Source organism: Streptomyces sp. NPDC023541 (assembly GCF_055559995.1).
Window position 1 is genome coordinate 376,376 of the sequence record NZ_JBVHJO010000007.1, and the last position, 19,611, is coordinate 395,986.

At 72.2% G+C, this 19,611-nt stretch carries 16 protein-coding genes; 6 read left to right on the top strand and 10 right to left on the bottom strand.

Translation table 11 applies throughout. The annotated features are described in order from the left end of the window. Positions 1–39 precede the first annotated feature (39 nt). Complete coding sequence (locus ACZ3X1_RS20165) at positions 40–966, top strand: cyclase family protein (RefSeq protein ID WP_467280491.1); 927 nt, start codon at positions 40–42, stop codon at positions 964–966. 142 nt (positions 967–1,108) lie between these two features. Further along, on the top strand, positions 1,109–1,828 hold the full coding sequence (locus ACZ3X1_RS20170) for a hypothetical protein (protein ID WP_356813017.1): 720 nt from the start codon (positions 1,109–1,111) through the stop codon (positions 1,826–1,828). A 217-nt stretch (positions 1,829–2,045) separates the two neighbouring features. Here the strand turns inward: ACZ3X1_RS20170 and ACZ3X1_RS20175 are convergent, their stop codons facing one another. The 4 genes from ACZ3X1_RS20175 to ACZ3X1_RS20190 all read right to left on the bottom strand — a co-directional run bounded on the left by ACZ3X1_RS20175 (position 2,046) and on the right by ACZ3X1_RS20190 (position 6,295). Next, on the bottom strand, positions 2,046–2,549 hold the full coding sequence (locus tag ACZ3X1_RS20175) for an ATP-binding protein (protein WP_356813018.1): 504 nt from the start codon (positions 2,547–2,549) through the stop codon (positions 2,046–2,048). Positions 2,550–2,949: 400 nt separating this feature from the next. Continuing rightward, entirely contained in the window at positions 2,950–3,864 is a 915-nt protein-coding gene (locus tag ACZ3X1_RS20180) for an acyl-CoA dehydrogenase family protein (protein ID WP_467280569.1), read from the bottom strand. Positions 3,865–3,869: 5 nt separating this feature from the next. Next, positions 3,870–5,027, bottom strand: coding sequence for an acyl-CoA dehydrogenase (locus tag ACZ3X1_RS20185; RefSeq protein WP_467280493.1), 1,158 nt, complete (start codon positions 5,025–5,027; stop codon positions 3,870–3,872). Beyond that, entirely contained in the window at positions 5,027–6,295 is a 1,269-nt protein-coding gene (locus tag ACZ3X1_RS20190; RefSeq protein ID WP_467280494.1) for an amidohydrolase family protein, read from the bottom strand. The genes ACZ3X1_RS20185 and ACZ3X1_RS20190 overlap by 1 nt, the downstream gene beginning before the upstream one ends. A gap of 180 nt (positions 6,296–6,475) precedes the next feature. Between ACZ3X1_RS20190 and ACZ3X1_RS20195 the strand changes: the two genes are divergently transcribed. Continuing rightward, positions 6,476–8,029, top strand: coding sequence for a class I adenylate-forming enzyme family protein (locus tag ACZ3X1_RS20195; RefSeq protein ID WP_467280495.1), 1,554 nt, complete (start codon positions 6,476–6,478; stop codon positions 8,027–8,029). 1,746 nt (positions 8,030–9,775) lie between these two features. On the opposite strand, the gene ACZ3X1_RS20200 is transcribed toward ACZ3X1_RS20195, so the two are convergent. Together ACZ3X1_RS20200 and ACZ3X1_RS20205 are read right to left on the bottom strand one after the other, a co-directional pair. Beyond that, a complete protein-coding gene (locus ACZ3X1_RS20200) occupies positions 9,776–11,029 on the bottom strand; it encodes a maleylpyruvate isomerase N-terminal domain-containing protein (protein ID WP_467280496.1) in 1,254 nt (417 codons plus the stop codon). Then, positions 11,026–11,604: a sigma-70 family RNA polymerase sigma factor gene (locus ACZ3X1_RS20205; protein WP_030855644.1), complete on the bottom strand. Its 579-nt coding sequence runs from the start codon at positions 11,602–11,604 to the stop codon at positions 11,026–11,028. The genes ACZ3X1_RS20200 and ACZ3X1_RS20205 overlap by 4 nt, the downstream gene beginning before the upstream one ends. A gap of 301 nt (positions 11,605–11,905) precedes the next feature. On the opposite strand from ACZ3X1_RS20205, the gene ACZ3X1_RS20210 reads away from it, so the two are divergent. Further along, positions 11,906–12,424: an EF-hand domain-containing protein gene (locus ACZ3X1_RS20210; RefSeq protein ID WP_356815082.1), complete on the top strand. Its 519-nt coding sequence runs from the start codon at positions 11,906–11,908 to the stop codon at positions 12,422–12,424. 315 nt (positions 12,425–12,739) lie between these two features. Here the strand turns inward: ACZ3X1_RS20210 and purU are convergent, their stop codons facing one another. Together purU and ACZ3X1_RS20220 are read right to left on the bottom strand one after the other, a co-directional pair. Beyond that, on the bottom strand, positions 12,740–13,624 hold the full coding sequence (gene purU / locus ACZ3X1_RS20215) for a formyltetrahydrofolate deformylase (protein WP_356815083.1): 885 nt from the start codon (positions 13,622–13,624) through the stop codon (positions 12,740–12,742). Between the two features lie 14 nt (positions 13,625–13,638). After that, positions 13,639–14,085 carry an SCO4402 family protein gene (locus tag ACZ3X1_RS20220; RefSeq protein ID WP_030902465.1) on the bottom strand — a complete coding sequence of 149 codons (447 nt, stop codon included), beginning with the start codon at positions 14,083–14,085 and terminating at the stop codon, positions 13,639–13,641. A 196-nt stretch (positions 14,086–14,281) separates the two neighbouring features. Here ACZ3X1_RS20220 and ACZ3X1_RS20225 point away from each other — a divergent pair, with 196 nt between their 5' ends. Further along, positions 14,282–15,583 carry an ABC transporter substrate-binding protein gene (locus ACZ3X1_RS20225; RefSeq protein WP_467280497.1) on the top strand — a complete coding sequence of 434 codons (1,302 nt, stop codon included), beginning with the start codon at positions 14,282–14,284 and terminating at the stop codon, positions 15,581–15,583. A gap of 22 nt (positions 15,584–15,605) precedes the next feature. Here ACZ3X1_RS20225 and ACZ3X1_RS20230 read toward each other — a convergent pair whose 3' ends face one another. Together ACZ3X1_RS20230 and ACZ3X1_RS20235 are read right to left on the bottom strand one after the other, a co-directional pair. After that, positions 15,606–16,940, bottom strand: coding sequence for a hypothetical protein (locus ACZ3X1_RS20230; protein WP_467280498.1), 1,335 nt, complete (start codon positions 16,938–16,940; stop codon positions 15,606–15,608). Between the two features lie 362 nt (positions 16,941–17,302). Then, positions 17,303–18,673 (bottom strand): transcriptional regulator, encoded by a 1,371-nt coding sequence (locus ACZ3X1_RS20235; RefSeq protein ID WP_467280499.1) that lies wholly within the window; start codon positions 18,671–18,673, stop codon positions 17,303–17,305. Positions 18,674–18,907: 234 nt separating this feature from the next. On the opposite strand from ACZ3X1_RS20235, the gene ACZ3X1_RS20240 reads away from it, so the two are divergent. Then, positions 18,908–19,576, top strand: coding sequence for a bifunctional DNA primase/polymerase (locus tag ACZ3X1_RS20240; protein WP_467280500.1), 669 nt, complete (start codon positions 18,908–18,910; stop codon positions 19,574–19,576). Positions 19,577–19,611 lie beyond the last annotated feature (35 nt).

Here is a 19,611-nt window from a genome sequence, read left to right on the forward strand (position 1 = left end):
CGCATCCATCCGCATCCACGCGAGGAGCCGTCGACGCCGATGACCCTGCCCGCCGAGTTCCACGACATCGCCAAGCGCGTCAACAACTGGGGACGCTGGGGCGCCGACGACGAGATCGGCACCCTGAACCTGATCACCGACGAGGTCGTACGGAGTGCGGCCGCGGAGATCCGCAGCGGTCGCCGCATCCCCCTGGCACTGCCCCTCAAGGAGGACGGCGTCCAGGTCGGCATGATCCCCGGCCGGATCAACCCGCTGCACACGATGGTGCAGATCAACCAGGAGCTCTTCGGTCCGGGCACGGTGGCGTGCAGCGACGACGCCGTCAGCATGGGCCTCCAGGCGGGCACCCACTGGGACGCCCTCACCCACGTCTCACACTCGGGCCGGATCTACAACGGCCGTCCCGCCGGCACCATCACCGCGCACGGCCGGGCCGAGTTCAGCGGCATCGACAAGGCCACCCCCATCGTCTCGCGCGGGGTGCTCCTCGACGTGGCCCGCGCGAAGGGCCTGGACCGCCTGCCGGGCGACCACGCGGTGACCCCGGCGGACCTGGCGCGGGCCGAGGAGTTCGGCCGGGTCACCGTCCGCGCCGGTGACATCGTCCTGGTCCGCACCGGCCAGCTCCAGGTCTACCTCGCGGGCGACAAGCACGGATACGGCTTCCCGTCCCCCGGGCTGTCCGTCCGTACGCCGGAGTGGTTCCACGCGCGGGACGTGGCGGCCGTCGCCAACGACACCCTGACCTTCGAGATCTTCCCGCCGGAGATCGAGAACCTGTGGCTGCCGGTCCACGCCCTCGACCTCGTGGAGATGGGCATGCACCAGGGCCAGAACTGGGACCTCGAAAAACTGTCCACAGCCTGTGCAGAAGAGAACCGTTACGCCTTCTTCCTCTCCGCCATGCCCGAGCCCTTCGTGGGCGGCACCGGCACCCCAGTGGCCCCGGTGGCCATCCTCTGAGACCCGTCCGTGCAGGTAGCGAGGGGTGGGACCACCCCGGGGGCCCGGGCGCCACGCCGGGTGGAACCATGTTGTGTCCATGACGCGTCACCGTTCTCGCGTCACCCCCCGCTCCTCACCACCCTCAGCACTGGAGAAGCGCATGACCAACCCGTACCAGGCGTCCCCGCCCCCGCAGCCGCCGCCCTTCACCCCGGGAGCCCCGCAGCGGCGCGGGAGCAACAAGTTCGTCCCCTTCCTGGTCCTGGCCCTGGTCGTCGGCGGCGCCTACGGCGCCTCCAAGGTGCTGGGCGCCGACGACGGCAAGTCGTCCACGTCCACCTCCGCCACCGCTTCGCCCTCCGCCAAGCCCACGGCGAAGGACCCCGGGTCCCCCGAGTCCTCCTCCGACACCTCCAGCGCGTGGAAGGTCGGCGACTGCGGCGGCCCCGACCCGTCCAAGGGCGCCGACGCGTACAAGCGGACCGGCTGCTCCGACGCCGGGGCCACCTTCAAGGCCATCGACATCAAGGAAGCCAGCATCCTGCCGGGCTCGATCCAGTGCCCGCCGGGCACCGACGTGATGATCGAGGTGAGCATCTCCTACAACGGCGGCAAGTCGAGCGGCATCCCCACCAACACCGTCTGCGGCCGCAACGTGTCCAACGACCACCCCGGCGACGCGGGCGCCGGCGGCGGCCAGCTCGTCAAGGGCGACTGCGTGACCTCCCAGGCCAAGGAGGTCCCCTGCGGCGGCTCGGGCGCACTCAAGGTCCTCGGCCTGGTCAAGACGAAGGAAGAGTGCCCCTCCGGCACCACCGACCCCATTCGGCTGACCATGTCGGTGGGCCGCCCCTACGACGTGATCTGCACCGACGGCTGACCTGCGCACCGGCGGCCGGCCTGCGTTCCGGCGGCCGGCCTGCGCCCCGCCACCCGCCCAGAGATGCGGGTGGCGGCGGCGCTCATGCACGCCCCGAGCGCGGCACGGCAGCCGCCACCCCGCGACCCGCACTCGTCAAGGCGTGTCCTTGGCGTCCCCTCGCGTCGAATCGCTCCACACCAGGGTGATCAACAGGTAACGAACCGTCAACACCTCGTTAGAGGTACACGCGCGGTTCCCGCACGGGAGTGTGAACTTCCGACGTGCAGCACGAGGCGTCCGCCGAGGCACCGCTCGCCGAGGCACCGCTCGTCGCAGCGTCCGACTCCGCCTTCCGCGCGCGGTCGATCTCGCACCAGATCCGCTTGCCCGCGCCCTCGCGCTGCCAGCCCCACCGGTCGGCCAGGCCGTCCACCAGCTCCAGGCCGCGCCCGCCCGTGTCCTCTCCGCAGGCCTGCCGACGGGCCGGCGCCCGGTCGCTCGCGTCGGCCACCTCGACCCGCACCCCCGGCCCCCCGAGCAGCATGCGCAGCACGGCCGGACAGCCCGTGTGCACGACCGCGTTCGTGACCAGTTCGGAGATCAGCAGGATCAGTGTCTCGGCGAGCGGCTCGTCGTCCCCTATGCCGGACCCCGCCAGCCGGGACCGCGCCCACCGGCGGGCCCGGCCGACCTCGGCGGGATCCGCGCCTACCTCCAGCTGAACCTGAAGCACCTGCACCGCTCACACCATCCGAACCGGCGGACACTTCGCCTCGCGACGGGGCGGGATCACCGAACGTGACCCCCTTGCGTAGCAGCATGGTTGACGTACAGTCACCACAACAAGCGCTTCGGGCATATTCCCGCGCGAAGGAGTAGGCGTGGTGCATACTGTGCGACGCTCACGCCGCTCAACCGCTCGCATTCGTGGGAGCGTACCGGAGTAGGCCCCTGACTCCGGGCCGTAATGCCGCGGGCGAAGGACACAAAGCGATATCAACTCTCTGTAATCGGACATGCGTCCCGCGTCGTTGATCCCGCACCCCCACCAGCACCCCTCCCGCCCCACCCGTCACACCGAGCCGCCCGGCCACCGCGGCACGGCGGGCAACCGGGCGCCGGACGGGCCACCGGGCGGGTCACCCTGCAGCAGGCGGGCCACCAGCCGAGTCCAGCAGCTCCGCCGCCAGCAGCTCCTCCGCCTCCGCCGCCGTCCGCCACTGCTCGGCCCGCACCCACGCCCGCTTCAGGTGCAGGTGCACGTCCGCCTCCCATGTGAAGCCCATCCCGCCGTGCACCTGAAGGCAGGCCCGGGCATTGTGGACGGCGGCCTCGTCCGCCAGCAGCTTCGCCGCGGCCACCTCTCCCGCCCCGCCCGTCACCGCCGCCGCGTACACCGCCGTACGGGCCACCTCCGCCCGCACCAGCATCTGCGCGCACAGGTGCTTGACCGCCTGGAACGCCCCGATCGGCTGCCCGAACTGCTCGCGCTCGCCCGCGTACCGCACCGCCAGCTCCACCGTCCGCAGTGCGCTCCCGACCTGGAGCGCGGCCGTCAGCAGCGCCCCCTCCGGCACGTACGGGCCGACGTCGCCGCGCCGCGGGACCCGGTGCAGCGGTGTCAGCGGGTCCGCCGCTCGCACCGGCTCTCCGTCCGGCAGCTCCGCCGCGCCGAGCACCGCGTCCGCCTCGCCCAGGTGGGCGACCAGGTCACCGCCCAGGTCGAAGGCGGTCACCACGGCCGTTCCCGCCGCGGCCCCCGGCACCACGCCGGCCGCCAGGTGCGTCGCCACCAGCGGCCCCGGCACCAGGGCCCGCCCCGCCTCCTCGAAGACGAGCACCGCCTCCGGCAACCCCAGCCCCACACCGCCCTCGCACTCCGGCAGCCGCAGCGCGAAGAAGCCCGCCCCGCCCAGCTCCCGCCACAACCCGCGGTCCACGGCGACGCCCGTGTCCACCGAGGCGCGCAGCGCCTCCCGCCCGTACCGGCCCTCCAGCAGGCCCCGTACGCCCGCCCGCAGGGCCCGCTGGTCCTCCGTCGGCTGGAAGTCCACCCCGCTCACCGCCCCTTCGGGAGGCCGAGGATCCGCTCGGCGACGATGTTCCGCTGGATCTGCGAGGTACCCGCCGCGATCGTGTACGAGAGGGAGGAGAGCCGGTCCAGGGTCCACTCCTCCTCCAGGGACAGCGACGCGGCCCCCAGGACCTCCGCCGCCGTGTCGTACAGCTCCTGGCGGGCGTGCGAGTAGGCCAGCTTGAAGACCGAGCCGCCGATGCCGGGGACCCCGCCCGCCGACCGCTCCGCCTCGCTCACGTTCCACTGGGTCAGCCGCCACAGCGCGCCGAACTCCCCGTACAGCCGGCCCAGCCGGCGCCGCAGCGCCGGGTCGTCCCAGCGGCCGTTCGCCTTCGCCGTACGGGCCAGCTCGCCCAGGGTGCGGCGGCAGGCGACGACCTCGCCGACGAAGGCGGTGCCCCGCTCGAAGGACAGGGTGACCATGGTGACGCGCCAGCCGTCGTTCTCCGCGCCGATCCGGTCGGCGACCGGGACCCGCACCTCGTCGAGGAACACCTCGGCGAACTCCGTCGACCCGGCGAGCGTGCGCAGCGGCCGTACGGTCACCCCCGGCGCGTCCATCGGCATGGCCAGCCAGGAGATCCCGCGGTGCTTGGGGGCCTCGGGATCGGTGCGCACGAGCAGTTCGCACCAGTCGGCGACCTCGGCGTGCGAGGTCCAGATCTTCGACCCGTTGACCACGTAGTCGTCGCCGTCGCGGACCGCGCGCGTCCGCAGGGAGGCCAGATCGGAGCCTGCGCCCGGCTCGCTGAACCCCTGGCACCACACCTCGTCGCCGCGCAGTACGGGCGGCAGCCAGCGCGCCCGCTGCGCGGCCGTGCCCTCGGCGGCGATGGTCGGGCCGGCGTGCAGCAGCCCGACGAAATTCGCGCCGACGTAGGGCGCGCCGGCGCGCTCGGTCTCCTCCAGGAAGATCAGGTGCTGGGTCGGGGTGGCGCCGCGGCCGCCCGCGTCCACGGGCCAGTGCAGGCCGGCGTACCCGGCCTCGTACAGCCTGCGCTGCCAGCCCAGGTCGTAGGCGCGCCGGCCCGGCCAGTCGTCCGGGGACGGCCGGGCGGGCAGCTCGGGGAGGGTCTTGGCGAGCCACTCGCGCAGCCGCGCCCGGAAGTCCCGCTCCTCGTCGGTGTACGTCAGGTCCATCAGCGGCCCGCGCCCTTGTTCCGGCCCCGGTCCCGGTCCCGGTCCCTGTCCGGGTCCCTGTCCATGTCCCGGTCCCTGTCCATGTCGAGGCCGAGGCCGAGCATGCGGATGGCGTTGCCGCGCATCAGCTTGTAGACCGTCTCCTCGTCCAGCCCCCGCACGTGGTCGAGGGCGACCTCCTTGGTGTGCGGGAAGGTCGAGTCCACGTGCGGGTAGTCGGTCTCGAAGGTCGCGTTGTCGCGGCCGACGACGTCGAGCGAGGCGATGCCGTGCTTGTCGCGGAAGAAGCAGCAGAACATCTGCCGGTAGTAGTACGTCGACGGCGGCTCGGGAACCAGGTCGCGCACCCCGCCCCAGGCCCGGTGCTCCTCCCACACGTCGTCCGCGCGCTCCAGGGCGTAGGGGATCCAGCCCATCTGCCCTTCGCTGTAAGCCAGCTTGAGCGTCGGGAACTTCACGAGCACTCCGCTGAAGAGGAAGTCCATCATCGAGGCCATCGCGTTGTTGAAGCTGAGCGACGCCTGCACGGCGGGCGGCGCGTCCGGGGAGGCCGCGGGCATCTGCGAGCTGGACCCGATGTGCATGTTGACCACCGTGCCCGTCTCCTGGCAGACGGCGAAGAAGGGGTCCCAGTAGCCGGAGTGGATCGACGGCAGCCCCAGGTGGGTCGGGATCTCCGAGAAGGTCACGGCGCGCACCCCGCGGGCCGCGTTGCGCCGGATCTCGCCCACCGCCAGGTCGATGTCCCACAGCGGGATGATGCACAGCGGGATCAGCCGACCGCCGCTGTCACCGCACCACTCCTCGACCATCCAGTCGTTGTAGGCGCGCACGCAGGCGAGGGCGACCTCCTTGTCGTGTGCCTCGGCGAAGGTCTGCCCGCAAAAGCGCGGGAAGGTCGGGAAGCACAGGGAGGCCTCGACGTGGTTGAGGTCCATGTCGGCGAGGCGCGCCTTGGGGTCCCAGCATCCCTTTCGCATCTCCTCACGGGTGATCCCCTCCAGCGTCATGTCGTCGCGGTCGAAGCCGACGGCGGCGATGTTGCGCTTGTACGGGAACTTCAGGTCCTCGTAGATCCACCAGTCGGTCGGCGGGCCGTCCGGATCCATGGAGATCACGTACTTGCCGCCCGTGTACTGGAGCTCACCGATGCCTGCCGTGAGCGCCTTGGGACCGCGGTCGCGGTACTTGGCGGGCAGCCAGACCTCGAACAGGTGCGCGGGCTCGATCACATGGTCGTCGACGCTGATGATTCGAGGCAGTTCCATGGGCTCCCCAATCCGGTGCGAATCCCGTGCCAATTCCGTGCCGATCCCATGCCGATCTGATGGATCGTCAGAAACAAGCTAGCCCCGCCACCCCTGGACCGACAAGCGTCGGCGCTCTACGCTCTGCGCCAGATCTGACTGAGCGTCAGTTATTGGCGGATGGCCGAAGAGAGGTCTGGGATGACGGACACCGCGACCGCGACAGAACTGAGCCGCTCCCGCACCCTGTGGGAACTCGTCACCCGCCGGGCCGCACTCACCCCGGACACCACCGTCCTGATCGAAGCGGCCGAAGACCCCGCCGCCGACCGCACGCTCACCTTCGGCGGACTGCGCGACCGCTCCGAACGCGTCGCCGCAGGCCTGTACGACATGGGCGTACGCCCCGGCACCGTCGTCGCCTGGCAGCTCCCCACCCGCATCGAGACCGTACTGCTCTCCGTCGCCCTCGCCCGGATCGGCGCCGTACAGACCCCCGTCATCCCCTTCTACCGCGACCGCGAGGTCGGCTTCGCACTCCGCGAGGCCAAGGCCGACTTCTTCGCGACACCCGGGGTGTGGCGGGGCCACGACCACCCCGCCATGGCCCGGCGGCTCGGCGCCCGCGGCGTCTTCGAGGCCTACGCCTCCCTCCCCGACGGCGACCCGGCCGTACTGCCCCCGCCGCCCGCCTCCGGCACCGACGTCCGCTGGATCTACTGGACCTCCGGCACCACCTCCGACCCCAAGGGCGTCCTGCACACCGACCGCTCCCTCATCGCCGGCGGCTCCTGCCTCGCGCACGCCCTGCACCTGACCCCGTCCGACGTCGGCTCGATGGCCTTCCCCTACGCCCACATAGCCGGCCCGGACTACACCGTGATGCTGCTGCTCTACGGCTTCCCCGCGGTCCTCTTCGAGAAGTTCGCGATGCCGGACGCCCTCGACGGCTACCGCCGCCACGGGGTCACCGTCGCCGGCGGATCCACCGCCTTCTACTCCACGTTCCTCACGGAACAGCGCAAGGCCCCCGACGTCCCCCTCATCCCCACCCTCCGCCTCCTCGCGGGCGGCGGCGCCCCGAAACCCCCCGAGATCTACCACGCGGTGGTCCGCGAACTCGGCTGCCAGCTCACCCACGGCTACGGCATGACCGAAGTCCCCATGATCACCATGGGCGCCCCGGACGACACCGCCGAGAACCTCGCCACCACCGAGGGCCGCCCCCCGGAGGGCATGTCCATCCGCATCACCACCCCCGACGGCACCCCTCTCCCTCCGGACACCGACGGCGAGGTACGCCTGCGCGGCGAGGCGGTCTGCCAGGGCTACCTGAACCCGGACCAGTCGGCCGAGGTCTTCGACCACGACGGCTACCTGATCACCGGCGACCTCGGCCACCTGACCCGGGACGGCTACCTGGTCCTCACCGGCCGCAGCAAGGACGTCATCATCCGCAAGGGCGAGAACATCTCCGCCAAGGAGATCGAGGACCTCCTCCACCGCCTCCCGGGCGTCGCGGACGCAGCGGTCATCGGCCTCCCGGACCAGACCCGCGGCGAACGCGTCTGCGCGGTGATCGAACAACCCGAGGGTGCCGCCCCCCTCACCCTCCCCCAACTCACGGCCTACCTCCGCACGGAGGGCCTGGCCACCCACAAACTCCCGGAACAACTGGAACTCCTGACCCCCCTCCCCCGCAACGAGGCCCTGCGCAAGGTCCTGAAATACAAACTGCGCGAGCGCTACGCGTAGGGGGCGGGGGGCGGGGGCGGGGCGGCGGCTTCGGGAGGTCGGGAGCCACCGGGGCGGCGACGGAGAGCAGGGGGTGGCTCCGGGAGATCGGGAGCCACCGGGGCGGCGACGGGAAGGACGCGGGGGGGCTTCGGAGGTCGGGAGCCGCTGGATCGGTATCAGGGATGTCCTGGGGGTTTCCCGTCAGTCCCATCGTCTCTCCGTGTCGGGCCGGCCCGTCAAGGGCGCTCCTTCGTCGCGTCACTTCGTGATGGCCTTCGGCCACCCTTGACCGACCGTCCCGCCCCGGAAATCCGAAAGACTGCCGGGAAGCCCCCAGAGGAACGGGCCGGGACCAGATTTCAGGGACGGGGCGTCGGATGCGTCCGGGCGGAGCCCGGTGCGCCCCCAATCGCTACGCGCTGCCGCCGGACGGCGCCTGCGAGCCCGCTGGGCTGGGCATAAGCCGCCCCCAATCGCTACGCGCTCCTGCGAGACGGCGTCAGCGAGCCCCGCGAGTTGGGCATAAGCCGCCCCAAATCGCTACGCACTCCTGCGAGACGGCGTCAGCGAGCCATTCGGGCTGGTCATAGGCGCGACAGATCGCTACGCGCTCCTGCGAGACGGCGCCTGCGAGCCCCTCGGGCTGGGCATAAGCCGCCACCAACCGCTGCGCGCTCCTCGATCACGCGTCTGCGATCCGTCTTGGGCTGGTCACGGGCCGCAGAAACTTTCCTCCACTCTTCACGGACGGCGTCCGGCCCCCTGTGTGGGGTGGAAAAGCGTCAGATGACGGCTGGAGCGATGCCAATCCAGGTCTGGGTGAGTGCGCGCCTCAAAGAGCCGCCAATTCACCCCAATTGTCCCCGTCTGTACCGGCGGCGGGGATCTCATGGTTGTCTTGACGGGGGTTGAGTTCGGCTGAGCCGATGGATCACCCTTCCGCCCCTCGATATCGCCCCCCCATCAGCCCCAGATGAGGGCGAGACGCCGTCGTCGGGGAGCGCGTAGCGATCGATGGCGGCCTATGCCCAGCCCACGGGACTCGCGGACGCCGTCCGGCAGGAGCGCGTAGCGATCGATGGCGGCCTATGCCCAGCCCACGGGGCTCGCGGACGCCGTCTCACAGGAGCGCGTAGCGATTTGGGGCGCACCGGGCTCCGCCCGCGCATCGCTGGCCGCCCCGTCTCTTGCTCGATCCCCGGCCCGTTCCTTCGGGGGCTTCCCGGCAGTCTTTCGGATTTCCGTGGCGGGACGGTCGGTCAAGGGTGGAGCGCAGCGACATCGCGAAGCGACGCGAGGAACGAGCGCCCTTGAGGGACCGGCCCGACACGGAGAGACGATGGGACTGACGGGAAACCCCCAGGACATCCCTGATACCGCTCCAGCGGCTCCCGACCTCCCGAAGCCACCCTTGCCCCTCTGCGCGCCCGTCCGGGCGTCTCCCGCCCCCCGCGCCCTCCGCGCCTTCCGACACCGCCCAAGCGGCTCCCGACCTCCCGAAGCCACCCTTGCCCTCTGCGCGCCCGTCCGGGCGTCTCCCGCCCCTCGGGTCCCCCGCGCCTTCCGACCCCGTCCGAGCGGCTCCCACCCCCCGAAGCCCCCACCTCTTTCCGGCTACCGACCGAGCAGCTCCCGCCTCCGAAGCCGCCCCTCACCCTGCCGACACCGGCCCGCGACCCCCCGCCTGGCGGTGGAGCCGCGTGGGTGGAGGCGCCGCGTGCGGAGATGCCCGTACCGGCCGTAGCCCCGTCCCGTCCCCGCCCCCTACAGCCGGCTTAGGGAGGCCGCCGCGAACAGGACGTCGCGGATCGCCTCGCGGTCGCCGTGCTGGCCGACCGCCGCGTCCTCCGGCGAGATGTGGCCGGCCGCCAGCTGGCAGAACTCGATGCCGTCCAGGGCGATCTCCGCCACCGTGCGTTCCACCGACGGCTTCGCCCCCGGCGAGTCCAGCGCGATGTCCCAGCCGCCACCACCCGCGCCCTCGATCTCCAGGTGCAGGGTCCGCCCGGGCGCTCCCGCAGCGACCAGGCCACGCGCCGGGGCGGCCAGGCCCGCGCGTCGCCGCTGCGCGAGCGCGCCCGGCAGCAGCCGGGCCGCCAGGTCGATCATCCGGTGCAGGTGCGGCCCGGACGGCGGCTCGTACGGGTAGTCCACCGCGTCCGCGATGTCCCACGCGTGCACCCAGCACTCGAAGGCCCGCTCCAGGAAGGCGTCACCGAGCGGCAGTGCGAAGCCGCCGTAGTCCACGGCGAGTTCGGCGACGCCGCGGCCCGCGAAGGACACCGTACGGACCAGCGTGTGGCCCTGTTCCCGCCACGGCTCGCGCACCTGGCGCGTCGCCGGATACGACGACGCGCCCCAGAAGTACTCGGTCCGTACGGTCGGGCCGCCCGGCGGCGCGTCCGACCCCAGCGGGTCGTCCAGCCCGAGCGCGGTGGCGATCAGCCCGTCGACCGTCAGGAGGTGACCGATCACGCCGGCCACCGTGGTCCGCTGTGACCGGCGCCGTTCCTCCTCGAACCACTTCAGGCGTACCGGGGTGTGCCACTCGGAGTCGCCGAAGTCCTGGAGCAGGGCGTCGAGCCGCGCGGTCTCGGTGTCGTAGGGGCTCGCCCAGGCCGGTATCGGAATGCGGGCCGGCCGCTTGCCGAGGCAGTCCTCCAGCACGCGCGAGCGCAGCAGCGGTTTGAGGTCGAGGGTCTCCTCCGGGTGCAGCAGTCCGACCGCGTCGCGCAGCCGGAGCGCCTCCTCCGCGCAGGGCGCGCACTCGGTGAGGTGGTCCTCCACCGCGCGGGTCTCCTCGGCCGAGCAGGCGGCCAGCGCCCACGCGCCGAGCAGGGACTTGAGCACGGCGTGCGAGGGCGGCGGGGCCGGCGGCGCTTCCGGCAGCGCCAACGGCATCGGCCGCGGTGCGTGTTGCGGGTCGAGGTCGTCGGCGGGCCCGCGCGGGCCCGGTATCCGTGCCTGGCCGCCGGGACGCTCGTATCCGTCGTCGGGCGACTGGGCGGGGCCGTTCATCGGGGTGTTCCGTATTCGCGCGGGCCGTAACCGGACTGGGCGGCGTCCTCCTGCGGGAGGGCGTTGGCGGTCGACAGCAGCTGGAGCCCGAGCCGCAGCCTGCGGCGCGCCTCGTCCTCGCTGATCTGGAGGTCGGCGGCGGCCTGCCGGTAGTCGCGGCGCTTGAAGTACGCGAGTTCCAGCGCGGCGCGCAGCGGCGCGGGCATGGAGGTCACGATGTAGTCCGCGCGGGCGGCGGCGTTGGCGCTGCGCACCTTCTGTTCCAGCTCCTCGCGGGAGCCCCGGCCCAGTTCGGCCTGGCGCAGCCGGGCCACCGCCTGGCCCTGGGTGATCCTGGCGACCCAGGAGCGCATGGAGCCCTGCTTGGGGTCGTAGGCGTCCGGGTTCTCCCAGATGTAGCCGAAGACCTCGCGGGTGATCCGGTCCGCCGCCTTCTCGTCGCCCAGCACGCGGTGCGCCAGGCTGTGCACGAGCGAGGCGAAGCGGTCGTAGAGCTCGCCGAGCGCGGCGGCCTCGCCGCGGGCCAGGCGCTGCTGCATGCGGCGGTCCCAGCGCGGTGGTACGTCCTTCGGCATAAGTGCCCCCAGCCGTGTGTCGACGCATCGAATGTAGTGGGCACCTGGCGGATCGCGCCTGTTTTGGGCGAAGCTCCCCTCGGAAGTGGGCCCTGCGTGATAGGGGCGTTGCAGGGCGTGAACGGTGGTGCGGTCGAGGGCACATGGGTACACGCGTACGCGCCCCGCCGCGCTCCCCGTGCGCGGGTTCGATGCGGCCGCCTGCTTGACCGCTTCGCTTAACGTGCAGGCCAACTAGGCCTTACGCTCCTGCCTTGTCTTGATCTGAACCCCACGCACACGTGAAGGTGGAACGCCGCATATGGACAGCTCAGAATACGAGCGCAAGATCGCCGCCCGATTCGCCACCTTCGACCAGGACGGGTCCGGCTTCATCGACCGGGAGGACTTCAGCGCGGCCGCGAAGGCCGTCCTGGCCGAATTCGGTACCGCCGCACGGTCGGAGAAGGGCCAGGCCGTCTTCGGCGGCGCCGAGGCGTTCTGGCAGGGAATGGCCGGGATCGCGGACGTCGACGGGGACCAGCGGGTGTCCCGCGAGGAGTTCATCACCGGGGCGGCCAAGCGGCTGCGCGACAACCCGCAGCGGTTCGCGGAGATCGCGCGCCCGTTCCTGCGGGCCGTGATCGCGGTGGCGGACGAGGACGGCCTCGGCGCGACGCCGCCGGCTGCGGCCCGGGTGCTGCGCGTCCTCGGCACGGCGCCCGAGCTGGCCGAGCAGGTGGCGCTGGCCCTCGACCCCGACGGCGACGGCCGCATCTCCGAGGACGAGATCCTGGCCGCCTTCGCGGGGTACTGCGGGGTGGAAGCCCCGGACGCGTAACGCCTGCGGGGAGCTCGCGAGTCCCGGACCGCCGACCGCCCGATGCCCCCGTGGCCCCGGCGCCCCGCCGCCCCGCCGCCCCGCACAGGTGACGGGCAGGGCTCCACGGGCAGGTGCGCCTGTTTCGCCGGCCATCGAGGCGCGGGGATCCGGGGGCGACGCCCCCGGCGCCCGGCCCGCGCCACGGCCGGCCGATCCGACGCGGGAGTGCGCGCGCCGGGTCCGCACGTGAAGGCGCCCGCCCGCCAGGCGCCGTACGTCCGCGCCCCCGCGCCAGGCGCCGTGCGTCAGGCCCCGTGCGTCAGGCCCCGTGCGTCAGGCGAAGACCACCGTGCGGGAGCCGTTCAGCAGTACGCGGTGCTCGCTGTGCCACTTCACCGCGCGCGCGAGCGCCTGGCACTCCACGTCGCGTCCGACCGCCACCAGCTGGTCCGGGGTGACCTCGTGGCCGACCCGCTCGACCTCCTGCTCGATGATCGGCCCCTCGTCGAGGTCGGCCGTCACGTAGTGCGCGGTGGCGCCGATCAGCTTCACACCGCGCGCGTGCGCCTGGTGGTACGGCTTCGCGCCCTTGAAACTCGGCAGGAACGAGTGGTGGATGTTGATGATCCGCCCGCTCAGCTCCTTGCAGAGGTTGTCGGACAGCACCTGCATGTACCGCGCCAGCACCACCAGCTCGACGTTCTCGGCGCGTACGAGTTCCAGCAGCTGCGCCTCGGCCTGGGCCTTGGTGTCCTTCGTCACCGGGATGTGCACGAACGGCACGTCGTACGAGGCGACCAGCTCGGCGAAGTCGGTGTGGTTGGAGACCACGGCCGCGATCTCGACCGGCAGGGCCCCGATCCGCGAGCGGAACAGCAGGTCGTTGAGGCAGTGCCCGAACTTGGACACCATCAGGATGATCCGCATGCGCTCCTCGGAGCGGTGGATCTCCCAGTCCATCTTGAAGGACTCGCCGATGGCGGCGAAGCTCGCCCGCAGCTTCTCCACCGTCACCGCAGACTCGGCCTCGAAGTGCACCCGCATGAAGAAGAGCCCGGTCTCCCGGTCTCCGAACTGCTGGCTGTCCACGATGTTGCAGCCGGTCATGAACAAGTAGCTCGACACGGCGTGCACGATGCCCTGCTTGTCGGGGCAGGACACGGTCAGGACGTACTGGGGCTGCTGCTGGGCCTGGGCCTCGTTGTGCGGGTCGCTCATGACCGCACAGCCTTTCACACCGCGCGGGTGAGGATCTTCAACACTTCCAGCGAGGTGGGCCGTACGTCCGGATCGTCCCCGTCGGCCTGCGCGAGCCGTACGTGCGCCTCGCGCGCGGCGCGGACCGCCTCGGGCCACGCGTGGTGTTCCAGGTAGACGGAGACCGGGGCGTCGGGGCCGACCTGGTGGAGGATCCGGAGCACGCGCAGCACGGCGAGGTCGACGAGGGCCGCTTCCTGCGAGTCGCGGAAGATCGTGCCGACGTACTTCTCCGCCGACCAGCTGTCGAGCCACGTGTCCTCGACGAGCCGGTACACGGCGTCGGTGACGTCGCCGTACCCTTCGTCGCCGGCCAGCCAGGTGTCCTCGTGGAACGCCGGATCGGAAAGCATGTGCAGCGCCGAGCGCACATTGCTGCGCCAGCGCCACCACGGCATGTCGTTCAGGGGCATGCCGCCCATGGTGGAGGAGCGGCCGCCCCGTTTGGAAGAGTTCTTCGAACCTTGGGCGAATGTCACGCTTTCGATCGTACGTTCCCGTTCGGTGCGATCTTGAAGCGCCCGCAAGGGATCGCGCCCCCGTAATTCACCCCGCCGTCACCGAATGTTGTGTCCATCTCACTCAACAGTTATCTGTGGGGCGGAATGGTGCATGGACATGACCATCTCGCGACGTGCAGCATCCCTCTCGCGCACTTTCGTGGCCACGGCGATGGGTGCCTGCCTCGTGGCCGGGTGCGGGACGCTTCCCGGGGGCTCGGGGGGCTCCGGGGGAACGATCACCGTCATGACCTTCGCGCCGGAAGAGACCAAGGCCACGAACATGCCGGGCATGACCGGAATGGCCAAGGCCTACGAGCGCTGGGTGAACGCCAAGGGCGGCATCAACGGTCACAGGCTCCGCGTGCTGACCTGCAACGAGAAGAACACGCCCAGCGGCGCCGCCGACTGCGCCCGCAAGGCCGTCGCCGAGAAGGCCGTCGCCGTCGTCGGCTCCTACAGCCAGCACGGACGCGCCTTCATGGCCCCGCTGGAGGCGGAGGGCATCCCGTTCATCGGCGGCTACGGAGTCTCCTCCGAGGAGTTCCAGTCCCCGCTCTCCTACCCCGTCAACGGCGGCCAGCCGGTCCTGATCGCCGGCGCCGGCCACCAGCTGAGCCGCGCCTGCACCCAGGTGGCCCTGGTCCGCCCCGACACCCTCGCGGGCGACACCCTGCCGGTCCTGCTCAACGCGGGACTGCGCGCCAACAAGATGGCCGACGCATCCGACATCCGGGCCGCGGAGGACTCCGCCGACTTCAAGCCGCAGGCCGGCGAGGCCATCGCGCACACCACCGGCAACGGCAAGGAGAAGGACAAGGACAGGGACAAGGACAAGGGCTGTGTCACCGCGGTCCTCGGCGAGCGCACCGAGACGTTCTTCGACGCCTTCCGCCGCACCGAGCCGCAGCGCCAGAAGCCGCAGATCTCCTCCGTGCTGGGCAGCGTCAGCCAGTCCCTGGTGGACCGCACGGGCGGACGTGAGAGCCCCTTCGAGGGCGCGTACCTCACGAGCTGGTACCCGGTGGCCTCCGATCCGCTCTGGGAGCCGATGCGCAAGGTCGTCACCGACTTCGCCTTCGGCGACGACACCGTCGACCCCGACGACAGCGGGGCGCAGACCACCTGGATCGCGTACACGGTGCTCGGCGAGATCGTGAAGCGCTTCGACGAGGACGAGAGCATCGACGCACGCAAGGTCAAGCGGTCGCTGAACGAGTCCCAGCCCGTGACGACCGGCGGCCTCACCCCGGACCTGAGCTGGCGCTACCAGGACATGAGGGCCGTCGCGGGCTTCCCCCGCATCGTCAACGGCCGGGTCACCTTCCAGGTCGTCCAGTCCGGGCGGCTCGTGGCGCAGCCGGGTGAGCAGCCCCTGGACATGACGCCGACCCTGGTGCAGGCCCCGCGCACGGCCTGACGGGTGCGGGCGGCCTCTCGGGTCAGAGTTGGGACTTGTCGCGCTTGGTGAGTCCGTACTTGGCCGCGATCGTGTTCCACATGGTCGCGGCCGACTCCTTGGCCTTGGTCGCCTCGCCGCTCGACTTGTTGCCGTCGGAGGCGTTCTTGGTGGCCTTGGCCTTGCCGTCCTTGCACTTGTCTTCGTCCACGTCGTCCGCCCAGGCGGCGTAGCTGTTGTCGGCGTCCGCCGAGGCCTGCCAGGCCTTGGTCAGGGCGGCGGACAGCCTGGCGTGGTCGGGGAGCTTGTCGACCTTCAACTCCTGCAGGCGAGTGATCATTTCCTCGCGCTGGCGGGCCGCGTCACGCAGGTCCGAGGACGCCTGGTCGAGGTTGGAGCAGCCCTTGATGTCCTCCACGGCCTTGATCACCGAGGCCCGGCTGTCGTTGCTGTCCGCCAGGAGCTTGTCCAGCTGGACCGCCTGCGGGCGGGCCGGGTCGACCGGGGCCTCGCCGGCGGGCGCGGCGGAGCCGCCGCTCGCGGTCGGCGCGGCGGGGACGGCGCCGGGGTCGTTGTTCTGGGGCTTGCCGTCGCCGAGCAACGAGCCGACGCCGAGGCCGATGACGGCGAGGCCGATGACGACGGCGCCGATGATCGCGGGCGAGACCTTGCGGGACGGCTCCGCCGGTGGGGGCGGGGGTGGGGCGTACTGCTGCGGGTGCGGGTGCGGGTGCTGCTGCGGGTGGTGGGGGCGCCGCGGGGGGCGGCCGCGCAGGACGGGCTCCTGCACGGGCGGCAGGTGCTGGGTGTGACCGGCGGCGTCGTCGTCGCCGCGGAAGAGGCCGTCGAAGCCGTCGACGCCGGAGGCGGCGGGGGTCATGGGGGCGGCGGGGGCGATGGGGCCGGGGCCCGCTGGGACGGGCGGGATGTACTGCGTCGCAGCCTCGTCGTGCCCGGGGCCCGCCGGGACGGGCGGGATGTACTGCGTCGCGGCCTCGTCGTGCCCGGGGGCCGCGGGCACGGGCGGGATGTACTGCGTCGCGGCCTCGTCGTGCCCGGGGCCCGCTGGGACGGGCGGGATGTACTGCGTCGCGGCCTCGTCGTGGCCGGGGGCCGCTGGGACGGGCGGGATGTACTGCGTCGCGGCCTCGGGCAGCGGCGGATAGCCATAGCCGTGCGGTGCACCGGGGCCCTCGTAGCCGGGCCCGACCACGTGGCCGGGCTCGGACGCCGGTGCGGGGTAGGCCTGCGGGTAGCCGTATGCGGCCCCGGGGTGCGGCTGCTGCGGCTGTTCCGGGTACGCCGGATACCCGGACGCCGGGTCCGGATCCCACGGGGCACCAGGCTGCGGTGCGCCCCCTTGTCCGCTCTGCGTCACCGGGACTCCTTCTCCGACTCGCCCGACCGTACGGAACCGTCCGGCAACGCTACCTGCTCGCGGGACGGAGCGGGGGCGGGGCCCGGGGAGCCGGGGCCGGGGGCGGGGTGGGGTGCCGTCCGGGACTGCATGATTTATGGCGCCCTGGGGCGGATCGGCCGTACCGGCTCCTACCGCGCCAACACATCACGTTTCAGGTCCCGGCCAACACCCCACCCCCGTCCCCTCCCACCGCCTCCGTCTTTCCGACCTCGTTCCGTCCCCTGTTCAGCCCCGCCGCACCATCCAGCCCCGCCGGCGTTTGAGGCGCGGGGTCCGGGGCGGAGCCCCGGTTTGGTGCCGCTGGCATTCGGAGCAGACGGTCAGGCGACTCGGGCGGCGAATTCCCGGACCGCCGCCTCCTCCCGGTACGGCTCCAGCCGGGCCCTGAAGTCCACCAGGTACTCCGCCCCCCGGTTCGAGCGGAGGCCCTCCAGCAGTTCCGCCGCCTGCGTGGCCGTCTGGCAGGCCTGCTCCACCTCCCGCTGCTGCACCTGCGCCGCCGCCAGCAGCAGCAGTCCGATGGCCCGGCGGCGGGCCTTGCCCGCCGGGAGCCCCCGCAGGGCATCCTGCGCCTGCCGGGCCGCCGCGTTCCCCTGCTCCAGGTCCCGGTGGCAATGGGCCAGCTCGTCCGCGAGGTACGCCTCGTCGAAGTGGCGGATCCACACCGGGTCGTCGCCCGACTCCGGCTCCGCCCGCTCCAGTGCGCTCACCGCCCGCGCGGACAGCACGCCCGTCGCCCGGCCGTCGCCCAGCAGCGCGTGCCCGCGCGCCTCGGCGGCGTAGTACATGGCCTCGACCCGCGGAGTGACCTGCCCGCGGGTCCCCTCCTGGGCGGCCCGCGCCAACTGCGCGATCTCCCGCGGGTTGCCGAGCTCGGCTGCGAGGTGGCTCATGGACGCCGCCAGGACGTAGCCGCCGTACGCCCGGTCGCCCGCCGCCTGCGCCAGCCGCAGCGCCTGGATGTAGTAGCGCTGCGCCAGGCCCGGCTGGCCCGTGTCGACCGCCATGTAGCCGGCCAGTTCCGTCAGCCGGGCCACCGCCGCGAACAGGGCCCGCCCGACGGGTTCCCGGTAGGAGCCGCCGATCAGGCCGGACACCACCGAGTTGAGGTAGTGCACGACCACCGGCCGTACGTGGCCGCTGCCGAAGCGGTGGTCGAGGTCCTTGAGGGCTTCGGTGGTCGCCCGTACCGCCTCGACGTCCGACATGCCGACCCGCGAACCGCCGCTGCGGGCCACCTGGGTGTCGGCGCCGGTGATCAGCCAGTCGCGGCTCGGCTCGACGAGCGCCGACGCGGCCACGCTGGAGCCCACCAGGAAGTCGCGGCGGCCGACGTCGCTGCGCCACAGCTCGCAGACCTGCTCGATCGCGCCGATGACGGTCGGGGAGAACTGCAGGCCGACGCCGGAGGCCAGGTTCTTGCCGTTGGCCATGCCGATCTCGTCGATGGTGACGGTCCGGCCGAGTTTGCGCCCGAGCGCCTCGGCGATGATGCCGGGGGCCCGGCCGCGCGGCTGCTGGCCGCGCAGCCAGCGCGCCACCGAGGTCTTGTCGTAGCGGAGATCGAGGCCGTGTTCGGCCCCGCACATGTTCACGCGCCGGGCGAGCCCGGCATTGGAGCACCCGGCTTCCTGGATGAGCGCCTGCAGCCGTTCGTTCGGCTGGCGGGCGACGAGAGGCCTGGCTGCCATGAAAACCCCCTGCTGACCGCGGGTGATCCGTTGGAATGATCACTTCCCGCCTGATGTGCGGAGAATCTTCCGCTCTGCGTCGTGTCGCTACCCAGCAACAGCGCCCCGGCCTCCTACGCGCCCCCACGCATGCATCAGTGCGCCCCGTATGCAGGATCGATGCTCCGCCCGCACGCTGGTTTACGCCCGTAACCCCGGGTGATCCGGGCAGTTGTGATGGGCGTGGAAGAGACCATGGGAGTCACGGAGACCGCACCCATCCCCAAGCAGCGCGGCGAGCAGCTGCTGGACCATGCCGTGCGGTACGCGGAAGAACGGCACTGGGATGTCTTCGCCGGCACCTGGTTGGAGCCCGGGGACGGCCGGGAGCTGTGCTCCTGCGGGGCCGCGGACTGCCCGGTGCCCGGCGCGCACGCGGCGGTCAAGGACTGGGCGGCGCACGCCACCGGCAGTGCGGTGCAGGTGCGCCGGGTCTGGGGCAAGCACCCGCAGGCGTCGATCCTGCTGCCGACGGGCCGGACCTTCGACGCGCTGGACGTGCCGGAATCGGCCGGCTTCCTGGCGCTGGCCCGGCTGGAGCGGATGCAGCGCACCCTCGGGCCGGTCACGCTGACGCCCGACCACCGGATGCTGTTCTTCGTGCTGCCGGGCGCCGGCGTCAAGGTCGCGGACCTCGTGCGCACGCTGGGCTGGTCGCCGTCCGCGCTCGACCTGACCGCCCGCGGTGAGGGCGAGTACGTGGCCGCCCCGCCCACCCGCTTCGGCGGGCGGGGCGCGGTCCAATGGGCGCGCCGGCCCACCCCCGCCAACCGGTGGCTCCCGGACACGGAGGAGCTGATCGACGCGCTGGCCTACGCGTGCGGCAGCGAGGCGGCGGCGGAACGCAAGCGGCGCCAGGGGTGAGCACGCTCCCACGTGATGACGATGCGTCCGGAAAC

Coding starts and splice junctions, on each gene's coding strand:
- ACZ3X1_RS20165 (WP_467280491.1), top strand. CDS start 40: ATGACCCTGCCCGCCGAGTTCCACGACATCGCCAAGCGCGTCAACAAC.
- ACZ3X1_RS20170 (WP_356813017.1), top strand. CDS start 1,109: ATGACCAACCCGTACCAGGCGTCCCCGCCCCCGCAGCCGCCGCCCTTC.
- ACZ3X1_RS20185 (WP_467280493.1), bottom strand. CDS start 5,027: ATGGACCTGACGTACACCGACGAGGAGCGGGACTTCCGGGCGCGGCTG.
- ACZ3X1_RS20190 (WP_467280494.1), bottom strand. CDS start 6,295: ATGGAACTGCCTCGAATCATCAGCGTCGACGACCATGTGATCGAGCCC.
- ACZ3X1_RS20195 (WP_467280495.1), top strand. CDS start 6,476: ATGACGGACACCGCGACCGCGACAGAACTGAGCCGCTCCCGCACCCTG.
- ACZ3X1_RS20200 (WP_467280496.1), bottom strand. CDS start 11,029: ATGAACGGCCCCGCCCAGTCGCCCGACGACGGATACGAGCGTCCCGGC.
- ACZ3X1_RS20205 (WP_030855644.1), bottom strand. CDS start 11,604: ATGCCGAAGGACGTACCACCGCGCTGGGACCGCCGCATGCAGCAGCGC.
- ACZ3X1_RS20210 (WP_356815082.1), top strand. CDS start 11,906: ATGGACAGCTCAGAATACGAGCGCAAGATCGCCGCCCGATTCGCCACC.
- purU (WP_356815083.1), bottom strand. CDS start 13,624: ATGAGCGACCCGCACAACGAGGCCCAGGCCCAGCAGCAGCCCCAGTAC.
- ACZ3X1_RS20220 (WP_030902465.1), bottom strand. CDS start 14,085: ATGGGCGGCATGCCCCTGAACGACATGCCGTGGTGGCGCTGGCGCAGC.
- ACZ3X1_RS20225 (WP_467280497.1), top strand. CDS start 14,282: ATGACCATCTCGCGACGTGCAGCATCCCTCTCGCGCACTTTCGTGGCC.
- ACZ3X1_RS20235 (WP_467280499.1), bottom strand. CDS start 18,673: ATGGCAGCCAGGCCTCTCGTCGCCCGCCAGCCGAACGAACGGCTGCAG.
- ACZ3X1_RS20240 (WP_467280500.1), top strand. CDS start 18,908: ATGGGAGTCACGGAGACCGCACCCATCCCCAAGCAGCGCGGCGAGCAG.